The organism is Trinickia terrae, assembly GCF_005144415.1.
GTDB lineage: Bacteria > Pseudomonadota > Gammaproteobacteria > Burkholderiales > Burkholderiaceae > Trinickia_A > Trinickia_A terrae.
Genome location: NZ_SWJE01000005.1, coordinates 699,140 through 715,784, shown reverse-complemented (window position 1 = coordinate 715,784; position 16,645 = coordinate 699,140). Strand labels below are relative to the sequence as shown.

Genomic DNA, 16,645 nt, shown 5'->3' with positions numbered 1-16,645 from the left:
GCGTGCTTGCACCGGCGCTTCACTAAAACAGTTGCGGCGATACGATCAATCGTCGCTATCGTCATCGTCCTGGTTGGCGTCCTTCGGCGGCACGCCGTACTTCTTCACCAGCTCGGCTTTGAAGCCGACCAGCACTGCCTGCTGCTCGTCGCACAGCGCGTAGAGCGAAGCGAGTTGCGACGGCCAGTCGTGCAGTTCCTCCGCGAAGATCTTCAACCGCGCCACCGTATCGAAAGCCGCCCCCGGCTGCCCGTCGAGCGCCTGAAGCACGGCGTAGCGGCGCAGCACCGTCTCCCCCGGCAGCAGTGCGATCGCCTGCTTGTGCATCGCGAGCTTCATCGGCAGATCGTTCGAATCGATCGGCAGCAGCGTGGCCATCCCATATTCACCCCAGGCGCCGAACAGGAACGACGGATCGGCGCGGTACTCGTCGGCCGGATGCGCACCGTAGTACAGCACTTCCGCGCGCGCGTAGTCGCGATAGACCGGATACAGCGCCGCCAGGCCGCCCATGACGAGCACCACCTGAATTCCGAACGACAAGCCGCCCGATACGAAGCGCAGCGGCCTGGTCTCGAGCAGCCCGAAGATGAACATCGCCGGCAGCAGGAAGAACATGTACTGCTGCGGATATTCGACGAGCGCATGCATCAGCAGCACACCGATCAGCGCGAGGCCGAAGACGCGCGGCGCACACTGCGGCGCGAGCACCATCCGGACGAGCCACGCCACGAGCCCGATCAGCAGGATACCGAGGCCGGCCAGCCCCGACTTCGCAAGCAGGTCGATGAAGATGTCGTGCGAGTTGTTCGCGATCTCGACGCCGCCCAGCGCCTTCGCCAACGCAAATTGAAAGCGCGGGAACTCGCCCCAGCCCACGCCCAACAGCGGATGCTCCTTGAACATCGCCAGGCCGTATTTCCAGAGCGCGATGCGCGGCGCGATCTGGCCTTGGTCCTTGAAGCGGTCCGCGGCCGATACGGCGAGGCCGAGGTTGTAGCGCACGTTGGCCCAGCGCACCGCGACGTTCACCGCGACAAAGATCACGACGAGCCCGAACGGGATCAGCCATTCGCGCGTATTGCGCCGTGCGCCGCCGTGCCGCCGCGCTTCCGCCGCGGCCATCCAGAAACCGGCCACGACGACCACCGCGGTCTGCAGCCACGGCCCGCGCGACACGGTCAGCGCCTGCCCGACCGCGCAGATCAACGACGCAACCGCCCATGCGAGCACGTTCAGCCGCCGCGTCTGCGCGAGGAACATCGCGCCGGCCATGCCGAACGCGATGGCCGTGGCGAGGTGGTTGGCCTGCGCCATGTTGCCGAACGGACGGCGATCGACGGTGATGTTGTACGCCACGACGAACGGCGAGAAGCGGACCTCCGCGTGAAAGAGCTGCACGGCTTGGCAGAACACGGCGAAAAACGCGCCGACGATCAGTGCGCCCGCGGCCCAGCACAGCGCATCCTCGGACAGGTTCGCGCGGGCCAGCCCATAGCCCGAGTGCGCGGCCATGAAGGCGGCGAGCAGGAAGCCGGCGCCGAGCCAGTTCATCGACGGCTGTGCGACCGGCAGCAGGAAAGTCTGCGCAACGAGCACGAGACCGAAAGCCAGCGGCACGAGCGCGACGAGCGGCGAGGCGTAGGTCATGCGCGGCCGCACGCTCTTCACGACCAGCAACACGGCGGCGCCGACCATCAGGTACAGCGCGAGCGCCGTGAATTCCGAATAGAACGTCGGAATCGGATAGGTATGGTTGGTGACCGCGTAAGGAAGAATCAACGCGAAAGCCAGCAAAACCAGCGACAAATAACGTGCAAATGGGGAGGGCATGAGGAACCGGAGGCGTCAGCAACCGGCGCACTATACAAAAAAATCCTTTCAATGTGCGCCGGACGGAGGGAATATGCGCGAATTCGTGCCCCATGTGTTGCGATGGCGCTATCCGGTAAGCCTCTGTCCTGGCCCGCGCCTACCCCGCAGCCGTCACGCGCGGCACTCGGGCGGCGCCAGATTCGAAGGCAGCGTCGGTGCTTCGGACGGCCTCGGCCCAGCCCCCGGTGCGGGCAGCGAGGACGCGCTCTTGCCGCCCGCGAAGCATTCCCACGTGACCGAACCGGCGAGCGTCACGCCGCTCGACAAGGCGACGCGCGCCGTCGGCGTATCGGCGTTGTCGGGTACCGACGGCACGAGCACGAGCGTGCTGGAGCCGTCCGGCGCGACTCGCGCCGTATAGCTCACCGTGATCTGACCCGTGTCGTCGTCGATTTTCACCGACGACACATTGCGCGTGGCGGGCGGGGCCGAGTATCCGGCGCCGAGCGCATTGCCGCTCGCCGCATTCTCGGCGACCGCGAGCCGCGCAGACGACGCCAGCGCCAGGCCCTCGCCTACGCGGCTGCGCGCCAGATAGTCCTGATACGCCGGTATCGCATACGCCGCGATGACCCCGACGATCGCGAGCACGATCATCAATTCGATCAGCGTGAAACCCGACTTGCGGTACGCGCGAATCGCGCGAGCGCTCACCGGCTCGCGAACCTCGGAGCGTTGCGGCGCGCCGCCGGAGCGGCGCGAAAACTGGAAGAGTGGAGAAACGAACATCGGCAGGCTCCCTGAATGAAAAAACGCCTGCCCGAAAACCGGACAGACGTCTTCATCGTAGCCAGCGGGTGCTATGCCCGGCACTCGGCCGGATGGCCAGCGTCGCGCCGCGTCAGTGCGCGCCGGAGGAGTCCGAGCCGGACGCCCCGGCCTCGCCGCGCCGCACGGCTCGCCGCTTCATGCAATAACCGACGATGACCACGAACACCGCGCCCGCGATGTGCGCGCCGTATTCGGCGGCGGGCGTATCGAGCAACGGCCAGCGATCGCCGGCGGGATCGTTGATGATGAGGCCGCCGGCGATCCAGCCGAGCAGCGCCGCCCCCAGCGTCACGATGATCGGGAAACGGTCGAGCAGCTTGAGCACCAGCGTGCTGCCCCAGACGATCAGCGGAATGCTGAGGATGAGGCCGAAGATCACGAGCGCGATCCGATGCTGCGGATCGGCCGCTTCGGCGGCGCCGGCGATGGCGATCACGTTGTCGAGGCTCATCACCGCATCGGCGACGACGATCGTCTTGATCGCCGAGATCAGCTTGTCGGCCGGCTTGATGTTTTCGTGGACGTCGTGCGCGGGCGCCATCAGGCGCACGCCGATCCACAGCAGCAGCAGGCCGCCCGCGAACTTCAGCAAAGGCACATCGAGCAGCACGACCGCAAACGAAATCAGCGCGACCCGCAGCACGATCGCCCCCGCCGTGCCCCACAGCACGCCGCGCACACGCTGGGCTTGCGGGAGATTGCGGCAGGCGAGCGCGATTACGACTGCGTTATCGCCGCCAAGCAGGATGTCGATGACGACGATTTGCAGGACCGCGCCCCAATGGAGCGTTGCGAAGAATTCGAGCATGGGGAAAGAGTAAAAGGCCGGGCACGGGCGGCTTTGCATGGGACCGGAATAAGTGCTGACTCCGGTCGACATAAAAAAGCGAGGAAGCAATCATTGCTCCCTCGCTTCAGATCCGCCGTCTTACGAAAGGGTTTCGCAAGAATAACAAAAAACGCCGGCGAACCGGCGTTTTCTGCTTGGAACGTACGTCAGGACTGACGTCGCTTACAGAATCGACTTCAGCAGGCGGCCCATTTCCGACGGGTTGCGCGTCACCTTGATGCCGCAGCCATCCATGATTTCGAGCTTCGCGTCGGCCGTATCGGCACCGCCCGAGATCAGCGCGCCGGCGTGGCCCATGCGCTTGCCCGGAGGCGCCGTGACGCCCGCGATGAAGCCGACCACCGGCTTCTTCATATTGTCCTTGATCCAGTACGCCGCGTTCGCTTCGTCCGGGCCGCCGATTTCGCCGATCATGATGACGGCGTCCGTGTCCGGATCGTCGTTGAACATCTTCATCACGTCGATGTGCTTCAGGCCGTTGATCGGATCGCCGCCGATGCCGACTGCCGACGACTGGCCGAGGCCCAGCGCCGTGAGCTGCGCAACGGCTTCATACGTCAGCGTGCCTGAGCGCGACACGACGCCGATGCGGCCCTTGCGGTGGATGTGGCCCGGCATGATGCCGATCTTCAGCTCATCCGGCGTGATCGTGCCCGGGCAGTTCGGTCCGAGCAGCAGCGTCTTGCGGTTTTCGCGGCGCATGCGGTCGCGCACTTCGATCATGTCGCGAACGGGGATGCCTTCGGTGATGCAGATCGCGAGATCGAGATCGGCTTCCACCGCTTCCCAGATCGCCGCAGCGGCGCCTGCCGGCGGCACGTAGATGACCGACACGGTCGCGCCCGTTTCAGCCTTCGCTTCCTTGACGCTCGCGTAGATCGGAATGCCCTCGAAATCCTCGCCGGCCTTCTTCGGGTTCACGCCCGCGACGTACGCTTCGCGGCCGTTCGCGTATTCGCGGCATGCGCGCGTGTGGAACTGGCCGGTCTTGCCGGTGATGCCCTGCGTGATGACCTTGGTGTCTTTGTTGATCAGAATCGACATGTATTGACCTCTGTTCGTTGAGCGCGCTTACTTGCCTGCAGCAGCCGCGACGACCTTCTGCGCCGCTTCTTCCATGCTGTCCGCCGAGATGATCGGCAGGCCGGACTCGGCGAGCATCTTCTTGCCCAGGTCTTCGTTGGTGCCCTTCATGCGCACGACGAGCGGGACGCCCAGGTTCACCGCCTTCGAACCAGCGATCACGCCTTCCGCGATCACGTCGCAGCGCATGATGCCGCCGAAGATGTTCACGAGGATCGCCTTCAGGTCCGGGTTCTTCAGCATCAGCTTGAACGCTTCGGTGACCTTCTCGGTCGTCGCGCCGCCGCCGACGTCGAGGAAGTTCGCCGGCTCGCCGCCGAACAGCTTGATGGTGTCCATCGTCGCCATCGCGAGGCCTGCGCCGTTCACGAGACAGCCGATGTTGCCGTCGAGCGAGATGTACGCGAGGTCGAATTTCGACGCTTCGACTTCAGCCGGATCTTCTTCGTCCAGATCGCGGTACGCGACGATTTCCGGATGACGGAACAGCGCGTTCGAATCGAAGTTGAACTTGGCGTCGAGCGCGATCACCTTGCCGTCGCCCGTCAGGATCAGCGGGTTGATTTCGGCGAGCGATGCATCCGTTTCCCAGGTGGCCTTGTAGAGGCCTTGCAGGATCGCACGCGCTTGCGCGATCGACGCATCGGGCACGCCGATCTTCTTCGCGAGGTCGTCGGCGTCCGAATCCAGCAGACCCTTCGACGGATCGACCGCCACCTTGTGGATCGCTTCGGGCGTCTTCGCGGCAACTTCTTCGATGTCCATCCCGCCTTCGCTCGAGGCCATCACGACGACCTTCTGCGACACGCGATCAATCACGAGGCCGACATAGAGCTCCTTCTTGATGTCGGCGCCTTCTTCGATCAGCAGACGATTCACCTTTTGGCCTTCCGGGCCGGTCTGGTGCGTGACGAGCTGCATGCCGAGGATCTGGTTCGCGTATTCGCGCACCTGGTCCAGCGACTTCGCCACCTTCACGCCGCCGCCCTTGCCGCGGCCGCCCGCATGGATCTGAGCCTTGACGACCCACACCGGGCCGCCCAGCTCTTCAGCGGCCTTGACCGCATCTTCCACCGAGAACACCGGCGTGCCGCGCGGTACCGCGACCCCGAATTTCCGCAGGATTTCCTTACCCTGGTACTCGTGAATCTTCATGCGTGATTCCTTCAGTCTGAGAGTTGGATTGAACTTCTTTGATGCCGATTTATTCCGAGGCTGCCGCCTCGGCTTTTATCTTTGGGCCGTCTTTGCCGTTGCCGGCAGCCGGCGGCGCCTCCTCGCGTTCCGCTGCCCCCGGCGCATAGCCGTACCAGCGGGGATAAAACTCACGCACCGGTTCGCCGTCGAAGCGCAGGGCTTGGCAGCGACCGAGCTGAAACGGCGGCTTTTCGTCGTTGCCGCCGCCGGGATCACGTTTGGCCCCATCCGCATCCGGAGCATCGCCGCGCGTGTTCCAGACCTCGCCCGCGAAGGCCTGGATCGCAGCGGTCGGCAGGATGGCGCACAACTCGGTGAGGTGCGTGCATCCCGCGACGCCGCCCAACAGGCGGTTCGCTTCGCGGCGAAAGTTCTGGCGCAGGTTGAGCCCGATAAGGGCGCGGTAGGCGGGATTGGCGGCTTCGCAATGACCGGGATAGGGCACCCAGTCGGACGACGCTTCGGCGTCGACGACGTTGAGTTTGCGGTCGATGGTGATGCGCAGCCAGAGTTCATGGATCGGCAGGCCGTTGGGCCGGACACCCGACGCAAGCGCCACGTCGCGCGGCTTATGGTCGGTCAGGCAGGCGTCGATATCCCATAAGCCATCCTCGCGCTCGAACGCTTCCGCACGAATTGCGCGACGGTGACGCAACTTGCGGGGCACAGGCGGGGAAAGCGGCATGCGAGAGGAGACGGCTGAATGGGAAAACCCGGCGATTTTAGCATACCGAGTATTTGAGATAGACCGGCGGTCCGCCCAAGGCGAAACCGTGGCGGCTCCGGACAGTCACGCCGGTTGCAACCGCTATTCGTCGCCGTTAGACGCCCTCCCAGTCGTCGCCGCCTTTGAGGATTTTGGCAATCGTCGCGCTGGAAAAACCACGCATCGCGAGAAAACGCGCCTGCTTGGCGCGCTCGGCCGGGGTCTCGGGAAGTTGGCCGAACTTCTTGGACCAGACGGCTTGTGCGCGTGAGAACTCCGTTTCGCGAAGCTGCGCGCCGACTTCTTCGATCAATGCATCGCCTACGGAATGGCGCTTCAGTTCGCCCACGATCCGGCTCGCACCCATGCGCGCCGCACGGCGATTGACGAGGTTTTCGGCAAAACGGGAATCGGATAGCCAGCCTTCGCGTTCGAGTGAATCGAGCAGGGCTTCGAGGGCGCCTTCATCGTTGGCCTCATCGAGGAACGGGGTCAGCTTGCGCGAGAGTTCAACGCGGCTATATTCGCGGCGCGACAGATAGTCGATCGCGCGGGCCTTCAGCGAACGGGCGGGTTTCTTGGAGCGCCCCGGGGTTTGATCCGATGAGGATGAGTCGGCAGGCGTCCGGCGAGAACGGGTATAGGTGGTTTCGCCTGTGCCGCTCGATGAGGGCTCGGCGTTCGCCGAGCCCGAACCAGCCGCTGCGCTAACGGACTTGCGGCGACGATCCGCCAGATCGTGTGCTTCGAAAGGTTCCGACGGATCGAAGGGATCGAGAGGGTCGGAGGAATCGAAGGGCTGCGACGAGCCGGGCGCATCATTCGCTTCGCGCCCTGCTCCACCGCCCTCCGCATTCGACGCCGCCCGCCCCTTGCGCATCACGCGATGCTTACTCCTCTTCGCCCGCGACTTCGGCGTCTTCCGAAGCGCTCGCCGGCATCGCATTCACGCCGAGCGATTCGCGGATACGGTTTTCGATCTCGCGCGCGATGTCGGGATTCTCACGCAGGAATTCGCGTGCGTTGTCCTTGCCTTGGCCGATGCGCTCGCCGCTATAGCTGTACCACGCGCCCGCCTTGTCGACGATCTTCGCTTGCACGCCGAGATCGATGATTTCGCCCTGACGCGAAATGCCTTCACCGTACAGGATGTCGAAAATCGCTTCGCGGAACGGCGGCGACACCTTGTTCTTGACGACCTTCACGCGCGTTTCGTTGCCGATCACTTCGTCGTTCTTCTTGATCGAGCCGATGCGGCGGATATCGAGGCGCACCGACGCGTAGAACTTCAGCGCGTTACCGCCCGTGGTGGTTTCCGGGTTGCCGAACATCACGCCGATCTTCATGCGGATCTGGTTGATGAAGATGACGAGGCAGTTCGTGCGCTTGATCGTGCCGGTCAGCTTGCGCAGCGCCTGCGACATCAGGCGCGCTTGCAGACCCGGCAGAGAATCGCCCATTTCGCCTTCGATTTCGGCCTTCGGCACAAGCGCCGCGACCGAGTCGATCACGATCATGTCGATCGAGCCCGAACGCACCAGCGCATCGGCGATTTCGAGCGCCTGCTCGCCCGTATCGGGCTGCGAGACCAGCAGATCCGACACGTTCACGCCGAGCTTGCCTGCGTATTGGATATCGAGCGCGTGTTCCGCATCGATGAACGCTGCCGTACCGCCGAGCTTCTGCATTTCGGCGATGACCTGCAGCGTCAGCGTGGTCTTGCCCGACGATTCCGGCCCGTAGATCTCGACCACGCGGCCGCGCGGCAGGCCGCCGACGCCGAGCGCGATATCGAGGCCGAGCGAGCCTGTCGACACCACTTGAATATCTTCGGCCACCTCGCCGTCGCCGAGCCGCATGACCGACCCTTTGCCGAACTGCTTTTCGATCTGCGCGAGCGCCGCGGCGAGTGCCTTGCTCTTCTCTGCAGTCAGTCCAGCCGAGCCTTTCTTGCTTTCTTCCATGAATCGTCCTTTGCTATGATGAACGGCGTCTGAGGCGGGTGCGCGAGCCTTGAGCGGACGTCCGCCAAGCCCCGCGCACGAAACGCAGACACTGTATAAAAAAACAGTGGTCTTTGCAAGCCCGTTTCCATGCGCCGCAGCGCATCGCTACACTCGCAGCCGGGCATTCAAAACCACACACGATATTCGGAGACCGCCGCGCGCCGGGCGAAACCGCGCTGCCGCGCGGTGCCAGCAAGGCAGCGGCGCATCATGCGAATTCTTATTGCCGAAGATGACAGCATACTCGCGGACGGTCTCGTTCGATCACTCCGCCAATCGGGCTATGCCGTCGACCACGTGAAGGGCGGCGCCGAAGCCGATGCCGCCCTCTCGGTGCAAGCCTTCGATCTTCTGATCCTCGATCTCGGCCTGCCGCGCCTGTCCGGCCTCGAAGTGCTGCGGCGGCTGCGCGCGCGCAATTCGAACCTGCCCGTGCTGATCCTCACCGCCGCCGACAGCGTCGAGGAGCGCGTGAAAGGCCTCGACCTCGGCGCCGACGACTATATGGCCAAGCCGTTCGACTTGAACGAGCTCGAAGCGCGCGTGCGTGCGCTCACGCGGCGCGGCGCCGGCGGCGGCCCGGCGCTCGTGCGCCACGGCTCGCTGACGTTCGACCAGGTGGGCCGCATCGCATCCGTGAACGACCAGGTGATCGATCTCTCCGCGCGCGAGCTCGGCCTGCTCGAAGTGCTGCTGCAGCGGATCGGCCGGCTCGTGTCGAAGGAGCAGCTCGTCGACCATCTGTGCGAATGGGGCGAGGAAGTCAGCAACAACGCGATCGAAGTCTATGTGCACCGCCTGCGCAAGAAAATCGAGCCGAGCGGCGTGCGCATCGTGACCGTGCGCGGCCTCGGGTATTGCCTGGAGAAGGCCGCGCCCTCGCCTGTGGATTCCGCCGCCGCATCGAACGGCTTGGCCAAGTCGCCGGCGAATCATTCGTCCAAGTAGAGACGGCACATGGCCTCGCCAGCTTCCGCGGAGCGCACCGCGGCCTCCCGGGAACCCGCCGCGCACGCGCCGCCGGGCGCGCTCCCCGCGCATGCACCGGACCCCGACGAGATCCGCGACTCGGCTTACGCCAACCCGTTCGCCCCGCCCGACGAAGCCGAAGCCGCCGTAGAGGCCCGCCCGCGCTCGCTGTTCGGCGAGATTCTCGACTGGATGCTCGCCCCGCTTTTACTGCTCTGGCCGATGAGCATCGCCGTCACCTACCTCGTCGCCAAGACGATCGCCAACGGCCCGTTCGACCGCGCGCTCGAAACCGACGTCTACGTGCTCGCCCGCCAGATCCAGCCGGTCAACGGCGTGGCCGAGCTGTCGCTGCCGGCGTCGACGCGCGACTTCCTCTCCGCCGACAACGTCGACAAAGTCTTCTATCAGGTGCTCGGCACACGCGGCGAGCTGGTCGGCGGCGATGCCGACCTGCCGCTGCCGCACGAAGACGACCGCCCGCAGCCCGGCATCGTCGAGTTCCGCGACGACATGCTCCACGGCAACGACATCCGCGTCGCCTATACGACCGTCGAGTTTCCGCACGCGGCCGGCGCCCTGCCCGCCTGCGAGGACGCCCCGGCCCGCCCCGCCAAAACGGCCTGCGGCGCACCCGTGCTCGTGCAGGTCGCCGAGACGCTCGACAAGCGCAGCGGGCTCGCCAACGACATCATCAAAGGCGTGATCCTCCCGCAGTTCGTGATCCTGCCGCTTGCGATCGTGCTCGTCTGGTTCGGGCTGTCGCGCGGGCTCGCGCCGCTCACGGCCCTGCAATCGAACCTGCGCGCGCGGCGGCTCGACGACCTCTCGCCGCTCGAGGCGCGGCGCGCGCCGCCCGAGATCGAGCCGCTCGTCACGTCGTTCAACGACTTGCTCGAGCGTCTCGCGCAGAACATGGAGCTGCAAAAGCGCTTCATCGCGGACGCCGCGCATCAGATGAAGACGCCGCTCGCCGGCCTGCGCACGCAGGCGGAGCTGGCGCTGCGGCAGGAGGTGTCGGCGGAGGTGCGCCGCTCGCTCGAACAGATCGCGACAAGCTCCGAGCACGCAGCCCGGCTCGTCACGCAGCTCCTCGCGCTCGCGCGCGCCGAGAACCGGATGTCGGGGCAGGCGTTCGCGCCGGTCGAAGTCTCGGAGCTTGCGCGGCTTGCCGTGCGCGACTGGGTGCAGCCCGCGCTCGCCAAGCAGATGGACCTCGGCTACGAGGGGCTGGAGGAGCCGGTCATGGTCGACGGCAACGCGGTCATGCTGCGCGAGATGCTGTCGAACCTGATCGACAACGCGATCCGCTACACGCCCGCGGGCGGCCGCATCACGGTTCGCGTTCGCGTGGACCCGCCGAACCAGCAAGTGCACTTCGAAGTCGAGGACACCGGCCCCGGCATCCCGCCGTCCGAGCGCACCCGCGTGCTCGAGCGCTTCTACCGGATCCTCGGCCGCGAAGGCGACGGCAGCGGGCTGGGACTCGCGATCGTCCGCGAAATCGCGACGATGCACGGCGGCACGCTCGCGATCGACGACAACGTCTACCAAGCCGAGCCGCGCCTGGCCGGGACGCTCGTGCGTGTCAGCTTGAGGACCTTGGAGCCGATTCAGGATTTACCCTGAGCGGGCCGGTTTTCGCTTGCCGCCGGATCGATCGAAAAGCCTACATGAGAAATTTAGCCAGTGAGTTAGATGGCGTTGAATGAAAATGAGCACAAACAGCCCTGCAATCCAACGGACCCTATTTTGAGATTTCGCGTCAGTACGCCGTAAGTTTCCGATCCAATAATCGTCCGGGGGAACACCTTACCCAGCGCTCCTCGCGCGTATATCAAAATTGGAGACGACATATGGCTACCGTTGGCGGACAGATTTCCCACGCGCCGATGACAGGCGACGAAAAGCGGGTGATCTTCGCTTCGTCGCTCGGCACTGTTTTCGAGTGGTACGACTTCTATCTGGCCGGCTCGCTGGCCATCTACATCAGCAAGAGCTTCTTCTCCGGCGTCAACCCGACCGCGGCGTTCATCTTCACCCTGCTCGGCTTCGCCGCCGGCTTCGCGGTGCGGCCGTTCGGCGCGATCGTCTTCGGACGGCTCGGCGACCTCGTCGGCCGCAAGTACACGTTCCTCATCACGATCGTCATCATGGGTCTGTCGACGTTCATCGTCGGCTTCCTGCCCGGCTATGCGGCGATCGGCTTCGCGTCGCCGGTGATCTTCATCGCGATGCGCCTGCTGCAGGGCCTCGCGCTCGGCGGCGAGTACGGCGGCGCCGCGACCTACGTCGCCGAGCACGCCCCGGCCAACCGGCGCGGCTACTACACGTCATGGATCCAGACGACGGCAACACTCGGCCTGTTCCTGTCGCTGCTCGTGATTCTCGGCGTGCGCACCGCCATTGGCGAAGAAGCGTTCGGCTCATGGGGATGGCGCGTGCCGTTCGTCGCGTCGCTGATCCTGCTGGCGGTGTCGGTCTGGATCCGGCTGCAGCTCAATGAATCGCCCGCGTTCCTGCGCATCAAGTCGGAAGGCAAGACCTCCAAGGCGCCGCTGACCGAGGCGTTCGGCCAGTGGAAGAACCTGAAGATCGTGATCCTGGCGCTCGTCGGCCTGACGGCGGGGCAAGCCGTCGTCTGGTACACGGGCCAGTTCTACGCGCTCTTCTTCCTGACGCAGACGCTGAAGGTGGACGGCGCCAGCGCCAACATCCTGATCGCGATTGCACTTCTGATCGGCACGCCGTTCTTCGTGTTCTTCGGCTCGCTGTCGGACCGCATTGGCCGCAAGCCGATCATCATGGCCGGCTGCCTGATCGCCGCGCTCGTGTACTTCCCGCTCTTCAAGGCGCTCACGCACTTCGCCAACCCGGCGCTCGAAGCCGCGACGCAGAAGTCACCGATCGTCGTCGTCGCCAACCCCGACGAGTGCTCGTTCCAGTTCAACCCGGTGGGCACGGCGAAGTTCACGAGCTCGTGCGACATCGCCAAGAGCGCGCTGTCGAAGGCCGGCCTCAACTACACGAACGTGGCGGCGCCGGCGGGGTCACTCGCGCAGATCAAGGTCGGCGACACCGTGATCGACACCTACGACGGCAAGGCAGCCGACGCGAAGGACAAGGGCAAGGCGTTCGACAAGACCCTCTCGACGACGCTCAAGGGCGCGGGCTACCCGGCGAAGGCCGATCCGTCGCAGCTGAACTGGCCGATGACGGTGGTGATCCTGACGATCCTCGTGATCCTGGTGACGATGGTGTACGGGCCGATCGCGGCGATGCTCGTGGAGATGTTCCCGACGCGGATCCGCTATACGTCGATGTCGCTGCCGTATCACATCGGCAACGGCTGGTTCGGCGGCTTCCTGCCGGCGACGGCGTTCGCGATCGTGGCGGCGCGGGGCGATATCTACTCGGGGCTCTGGTATCCGATCATCATCGCGCTGGGCACGTTCGTGATCGGGATGCTGTTCGTCAAGGAGACCAAGGACTCGAATATTTATGCGCGGGATTGAGGGGGTGTGGGGGCGGCTGGCTGAAAAACTTCGGGGAAGGGGTTGACAGGCCGCCTTTGCGTCATCATAATTTTGCTTCTTTGGCGAATTAGCTCAGCCGGTTAGAGCGACGGAATCATAATCCGCAGGTCCGGGGTTCGAATCCCTGATTCGCCACCAGTTGCACTAAGCCCTTGAATCTTCTAATGAAGTTCAAGGGCTTTTTACTTCTGGTGTCACGGTCGGTGTCACAGGTGCCGACTTGCACAAGCTTCCACGCCTCCTCAAGTCCCGTCACAGGGTCTACTATCTGCGCATTTGTCAAGGCGAACTCGACACCCGACGTTCCCTTGGTACCAAGGATTGCCTCAGGTTGCCTCACCGGTCTCGCGCTGCCGATCATTTATTGCAGCAGATCTGGATAAAACCACACAAAATCCGCAATTACGCCGACATGGCGACTTTTAACTCGGGGATTACACGGAATGTTTAATACACTTTCACAACAGCAAATCGACAAAGTCTTCGGTATTATCAAAAAGGCGACCACGGAAAAGCGACCGGAACGTCAGCTCACCAAGTACGAGAAAATACTAGAAAACTTTAGCAAGTGGCTGCTTACGCATCAGCTTATAGGCTTCTCGGTGGCTATTATTCTCGCTGGCCTTTCCTATTTCCTCCATGACATACCATTAGCAAACACGGCTTTCGCAACCATAACACTGTCTCAAATATTGGGAATAGCACTTGCCGTTGTTGTCATTGCACTCTCCATCCCGTTTTTCTATCGACTTTTTAAGACGCCATTTTCTCAATTCTTTCACTTAGTCGAATCCTCGGTCACCTTTAATCTCCAATATGTCGAACAACTAGCAACCTGCGAAGCTGCAGCCATTCGATATGTCCTTACCTACTATGAAGGGGAGCGAATTGCATTCGAGAAGCGTTGCAGCATACTGGTGGGTTCAATCGAGAAAATCGGCTTCTTCCCCGCGCTGGCTGGTCTGGGCACCCTCTCGATTAGTCTCACAAAGCTTCCGGCCATGCAGTCATGGGCGAATGCGCTGATTTTTCTGATCCTGGCCTTTTACATCCTCAGCACAGCGGCCTTTGCAATGACGCAAAGACAAGATCGCGTGATTAGCCTGCTCAAGTATTGCCTAGAGTCATCCAAGTAGCAGGACCGTTTGGCGAAAGCGCGGACTTCCGTCTGGTGGTGAACGTGATGCGCTCACCTACGTATAGTGTCGCTCTTTCGCCTTTTCCAGTTATCCGTTGCTACTATTTTGGTCACAACCAGACTATTTTTACCTGCGCTATGGATCGAGCATTAACAATTTTTCGAATCGCGGAAATCAATCGACGCATAAAAAAATTGCCCTGCCTTTTCATTGCCAGAGCAATTTAATTGCATTCGACGCCGACATTTTATTCGAATTGGTTATGATTAAATTTCTCTTTTCGGAGGACAAAGCGGTGCTATTACCATAAGATAATTTGATTTATTGTCAAGTGGCAGTAAAAATCCGCCTTAATCCGGTGGCTTTTTTACATCACGCGGGGAGATTCGGAAGTTTGTCGTCCAAATATTTGAGGAAAACTGTGTAGGAATCGAACATCTTCCGATAACTATCTTGGTCAATTGGATACATACTCCCAACTGCACCCTCGCCTGTTTTATCAACGAAACCTTGATCCACAACTCCCATATTATGAATCCCAATATGACGAATCTGAAATGCGAGTCGAAGCTTATCTATCGAACCTTGAATAGACGAGAAATCGAACCCTGCAGCCGTTAACTCACTAATAACATCATCCAGCCTTTGAAAAAATCCACTTCCCTTTCCTTTATTATAATTGTATTTATCGAAGGTTTCCTTAAAAAAAACTTCAACATCAGAACACAAGGAAATTACGCAAAATTGAAATAGCCGCTCATAAATCCCTCCGAACATCATCCTATATTCGTAGAAATTTTTAACGTGCGGAGGCCAACCCATTGCGGTTCTGATGGACTCATCGAACGCTCTTCGCTTGTCCTCATTTTCCGCTGTTGTAGCAAACATGAACATCATATTGTTTGTTGCCTCCCTCACTCTATCAAAATGCCAGAGTACGTGAGGATTCTTAAATTCATTTCTCTGCACTATATATTTTCCTTATATTTCATTAATAGCTCTGGATGGTGGTGTTCCACATGCCTCGCACCATTCTACGGACTCCAGCACATCTACATACTGCTCGCCACGCTCAATCTTTGAGATATAGCTCACCTAACGACGCAACCAAGCTTGGCAACGGTCTGAAGTGAGACGTGGTGCGACAGACGACTCGCCTAAGGCCGCCTCACTTAATGCCAAGAATTAGCTCGGCTAGAGGCGACGCAGCAAGTGCGCGCTTTGCGCATGTCTCGAAGCGAACGGTTCGTAATCACGACCTCTTTTTCTTAATGAGTTGATAGAGGGTATCAACACCCTCCTTCTTCAGCACTGTTCCGAGTTCTGCATCCGATCGATAACCCTTCGCAAAATCAGGGCCGTAGGTCTTACGCAATGTCTCGACCTTCGTATCACTGCGCTTTTTACGAATCTCACCATCTTGATCACGCATGCGATCGTCCAGACCTTTGGAAAACGACTTTCCTGCCATGATTGATCTCCATTCGAGCGGTTTCGTCCGGCGCGTGCAGTCAATGACCACCCGTCTAAGGCCACGCGCAAACCTGAGGCAAGGCTTCAATGAAAATCTGGCATACAGCGCCGCATGCTGGCCAAGAGCTCACGGCCCCAATTGGTCAACTAGTTGGCGACAAAACCATTTGCTTTTGCCCATTCAAGCCAGTCTACCTGCTCTGTGTTAACAACCGTCGGCGCAACACTGATATCTTGATTGTCGGCAAGCAACACTAGGTTGTCGCACTCCCAGCGTGCCGAAGGGACGCGCATAGCGTCAAACTCCAAAAAACCTATGGCGTCGCCCACGACTTCGGTTCGTCGATAGTCGAGTTCTCCAAATCGCGAAGCGTCGATTCCTACCCCCGCAAAATCCGTCCTTTGCAGTCGAATCAATCGCTTGGAGGTAACCTGTAGCGTATGTATTGAGATAGGCTTGCTTGGCACCGGCGTTAACATACCAAGGTGGAAACTCATCTCCGCCAGAGCACCTTCGCGTTCGAAGCTGGTGTAAAGAACCGCCATGCCCTCACGAGGCATCCAGCGACCGCCTGCGGTGGAGGGTGTTGTTGGATCTAGGCCCATGCGTGTCGCTCGATATACAACACCCGAAAACGTCTCCACCTGGCAGCATGAGAGATAGTCGATTAACGCTGATTCGCGGATCAAGAGTCGCCTCGCACTCAGAGATAGACGCCTTCACGTAACTTTGAGATCATCGCCAAAACGTCCTCCGAATGACCAGACGCTATCAGATCAGCCGGAACGGCACCATTCAATAGTTTTTGCCTAGAAAACAACCATAACCGAGCCTCTTGAGGTTCGTACAGATCTGCCAGTTGCTCGATTATCCATTCAAGCTCAAGCAACAGCTTTTCGGTACCGGGGTGAGGAAACGCCTTACCTTGATTCCAGCGCGAAACCGTTTCTGGGCGCGTTCCCAGCAGATTGGCAACATCAATGAAACGCATACCGCCCTTTTCGGTGATGATGTCTAGTTTGCGCGCAATAGCAGTCAT

16 protein-coding genes and 1 tRNA gene are annotated in these 16,645 nt (G+C 61.3%); 5 read left to right on the top strand and 12 right to left on the bottom strand.

From position 1 onward, the window contains the following. Positions 1-45: 45 nt before the first annotated feature. The 8 genes from FAZ69_RS12570 to recA all read right to left on the bottom strand — a co-directional run bounded on the left by FAZ69_RS12570 (position 46) and on the right by recA (position 8,446). Positions 46-1,833: a Wzy polymerase domain-containing protein gene (locus FAZ69_RS12570; RefSeq protein WP_136894792.1), complete on the bottom strand. Its 1,788-nt coding sequence runs from the start codon at positions 1,831-1,833 to the stop codon at positions 46-48. Between the two features lie 153 nt (positions 1,834-1,986). Further along, positions 1,987-2,604 (bottom strand): pilin, encoded by a 618-nt coding sequence (locus tag FAZ69_RS12565; protein ID WP_136894790.1) that lies wholly within the window; start codon positions 2,602-2,604, stop codon positions 1,987-1,989. 112 nt (positions 2,605-2,716) lie between these two features. Then, entirely contained in the window at positions 2,717-3,454 is a 738-nt protein-coding gene (locus FAZ69_RS12560; RefSeq protein WP_136894788.1) for a TerC family protein, read from the bottom strand. 204 nt (positions 3,455-3,658) lie between these two features. After that, complete coding sequence (gene sucD / locus FAZ69_RS12555) at positions 3,659-4,540, bottom strand: succinate--CoA ligase subunit alpha (protein ID WP_136894786.1); 882 nt, start codon at positions 4,538-4,540, stop codon at positions 3,659-3,661. A 27-nt stretch (positions 4,541-4,567) separates the two neighbouring features. Then, positions 4,568-5,749: an ADP-forming succinate--CoA ligase subunit beta gene (sucC, locus tag FAZ69_RS12550; RefSeq protein ID WP_369407742.1), complete on the bottom strand. Its 1,182-nt coding sequence runs from the start codon at positions 5,747-5,749 to the stop codon at positions 4,568-4,570. 34 nt (positions 5,750-5,783) lie between these two features. After that, positions 5,784-6,461 carry a DUF2889 domain-containing protein gene (locus FAZ69_RS12545; RefSeq protein WP_136894781.1) on the bottom strand — a complete coding sequence of 226 codons (678 nt, stop codon included), beginning with the start codon at positions 6,459-6,461 and terminating at the stop codon, positions 5,784-5,786. A gap of 136 nt (positions 6,462-6,597) precedes the next feature. Next, positions 6,598-7,362: a recombination regulator RecX gene (recX, locus tag FAZ69_RS12540; protein WP_439654767.1), complete on the bottom strand. Its 765-nt coding sequence runs from the start codon at positions 7,360-7,362 to the stop codon at positions 6,598-6,600. Between the two features lie 10 nt (positions 7,363-7,372). Then, entirely contained in the window at positions 7,373-8,446 is a 1,074-nt protein-coding gene (gene recA / locus FAZ69_RS12535) for a recombinase RecA (RefSeq protein WP_136894778.1), read from the bottom strand. 252 nt (positions 8,447-8,698) lie between these two features. On the opposite strand from recA, the gene FAZ69_RS12530 reads away from it, so the two are divergent. From FAZ69_RS12530 to FAZ69_RS12505, 5 genes are all read left to right on the top strand, one after another. Beyond that, positions 8,699-9,436 (top strand): response regulator transcription factor, encoded by a 738-nt coding sequence (locus FAZ69_RS12530; protein WP_240702198.1) that lies wholly within the window; start codon positions 8,699-8,701, stop codon positions 9,434-9,436. Between the two features lie 9 nt (positions 9,437-9,445). Then, positions 9,446-11,086, top strand: a complete 1,641-nt coding sequence (locus FAZ69_RS12525) for a sensor histidine kinase (RefSeq protein WP_136894776.1) — start codon at positions 9,446-9,448, stop codon at positions 11,084-11,086. A gap of 227 nt (positions 11,087-11,313) precedes the next feature. After that, positions 11,314-12,972: an MFS transporter gene (locus FAZ69_RS12520; protein ID WP_136894774.1), complete on the top strand. Its 1,659-nt coding sequence runs from the start codon at positions 11,314-11,316 to the stop codon at positions 12,970-12,972. An 82-nt stretch (positions 12,973-13,054) separates the two neighbouring features. Continuing rightward, positions 13,055-13,131, top strand: a tRNA-Met gene (locus FAZ69_RS12515). 305 nt (positions 13,132-13,436) lie between these two features. Further along, on the top strand, positions 13,437-14,129 hold the full coding sequence (locus FAZ69_RS12505; RefSeq protein ID WP_136894772.1) for a hypothetical protein: 693 nt from the start codon (positions 13,437-13,439) through the stop codon (positions 14,127-14,129). Between the two features lie 375 nt (positions 14,130-14,504). Here the strand turns inward: FAZ69_RS12505 and FAZ69_RS12500 are convergent, their stop codons facing one another. The 4 genes from FAZ69_RS12500 to FAZ69_RS12480 all read right to left on the bottom strand — a co-directional run bounded on the left by FAZ69_RS12500 (position 14,505) and on the right by FAZ69_RS12480 (position 16,645). After that, entirely contained in the window at positions 14,505-15,101 is a 597-nt protein-coding gene (locus tag FAZ69_RS12500; RefSeq protein WP_136894770.1) for a hypothetical protein, read from the bottom strand. 283 nt (positions 15,102-15,384) lie between these two features. After that, complete coding sequence (locus FAZ69_RS12490) at positions 15,385-15,603, bottom strand: hypothetical protein (protein ID WP_136894768.1); 219 nt, start codon at positions 15,601-15,603, stop codon at positions 15,385-15,387. A gap of 149 nt (positions 15,604-15,752) precedes the next feature. Next, on the bottom strand, positions 15,753-16,295 hold the full coding sequence (locus FAZ69_RS12485; protein WP_136894766.1) for an RES family NAD+ phosphorylase: 543 nt from the start codon (positions 16,293-16,295) through the stop codon (positions 15,753-15,755). A 14-nt stretch (positions 16,296-16,309) separates the two neighbouring features. Beyond that, positions 16,310-16,645 (bottom strand): DUF2384 domain-containing protein, encoded by a 336-nt coding sequence (locus FAZ69_RS12480; RefSeq protein WP_136894764.1) that lies wholly within the window; start codon positions 16,643-16,645, stop codon positions 16,310-16,312.

What these genes read in the sequence shown, in the direction of transcription:
- FAZ69_RS12560 (WP_136894788.1), bottom strand. Translation starts at nt 3,454, where the DNA reads ATGCTCGAATTCTTCGCAACGCTCCATTGGGGCGCGGTCCTGCAAATC.
- sucD (WP_136894786.1), bottom strand. Translation starts at nt 4,540, where the DNA reads ATGTCGATTCTGATCAACAAAGACACCAAGGTCATCACGCAGGGCATC.
- FAZ69_RS12525 (WP_136894776.1), top strand. Translation starts at nt 9,446, where the DNA reads ATGGCCTCGCCAGCTTCCGCGGAGCGCACCGCGGCCTCCCGGGAACCC.
- FAZ69_RS12565 (WP_136894790.1), bottom strand. Translation starts at nt 2,604, where the DNA reads ATGTTCGTTTCTCCACTCTTCCAGTTTTCGCGCCGCTCCGGCGGCGCG.
- recA (WP_136894778.1), bottom strand. Translation starts at nt 8,446, where the DNA reads ATGGAAGAAAGCAAGAAAGGCTCGGCTGGACTGACTGCAGAGAAGAGC.
- FAZ69_RS12530 (WP_240702198.1), top strand. Translation starts at nt 8,699, where the DNA reads ATGCGAATTCTTATTGCCGAAGATGACAGCATACTCGCGGACGGTCTC.
- FAZ69_RS12570 (WP_136894792.1), bottom strand. Translation starts at nt 1,833, where the DNA reads ATGCCCTCCCCATTTGCACGTTATTTGTCGCTGGTTTTGCTGGCTTTC.
- recX (WP_439654767.1), bottom strand. Translation starts at nt 7,362, where the DNA reads ATGCGCAAGGGGCGGGCGGCGTCGAATGCGGAGGGCGGTGGAGCAGGG.
- FAZ69_RS12490 (WP_136894768.1), bottom strand. Translation starts at nt 15,603, where the DNA reads ATGGCAGGAAAGTCGTTTTCCAAAGGTCTGGACGATCGCATGCGTGAT.
- FAZ69_RS12545 (WP_136894781.1), bottom strand. Translation starts at nt 6,461, where the DNA reads ATGCCGCTTTCCCCGCCTGTGCCCCGCAAGTTGCGTCACCGTCGCGCA.
- FAZ69_RS12480 (WP_136894764.1), bottom strand. Translation starts at nt 16,645, where the DNA reads ATGACTGCTATTGCGCGCAAACTAGACATCATCACCGAAAAGGGCGGT.
- FAZ69_RS12520 (WP_136894774.1), top strand. Translation starts at nt 11,314, where the DNA reads ATGGCTACCGTTGGCGGACAGATTTCCCACGCGCCGATGACAGGCGAC.
- FAZ69_RS12505 (WP_136894772.1), top strand. Translation starts at nt 13,437, where the DNA reads ATGTTTAATACACTTTCACAACAGCAAATCGACAAAGTCTTCGGTATT.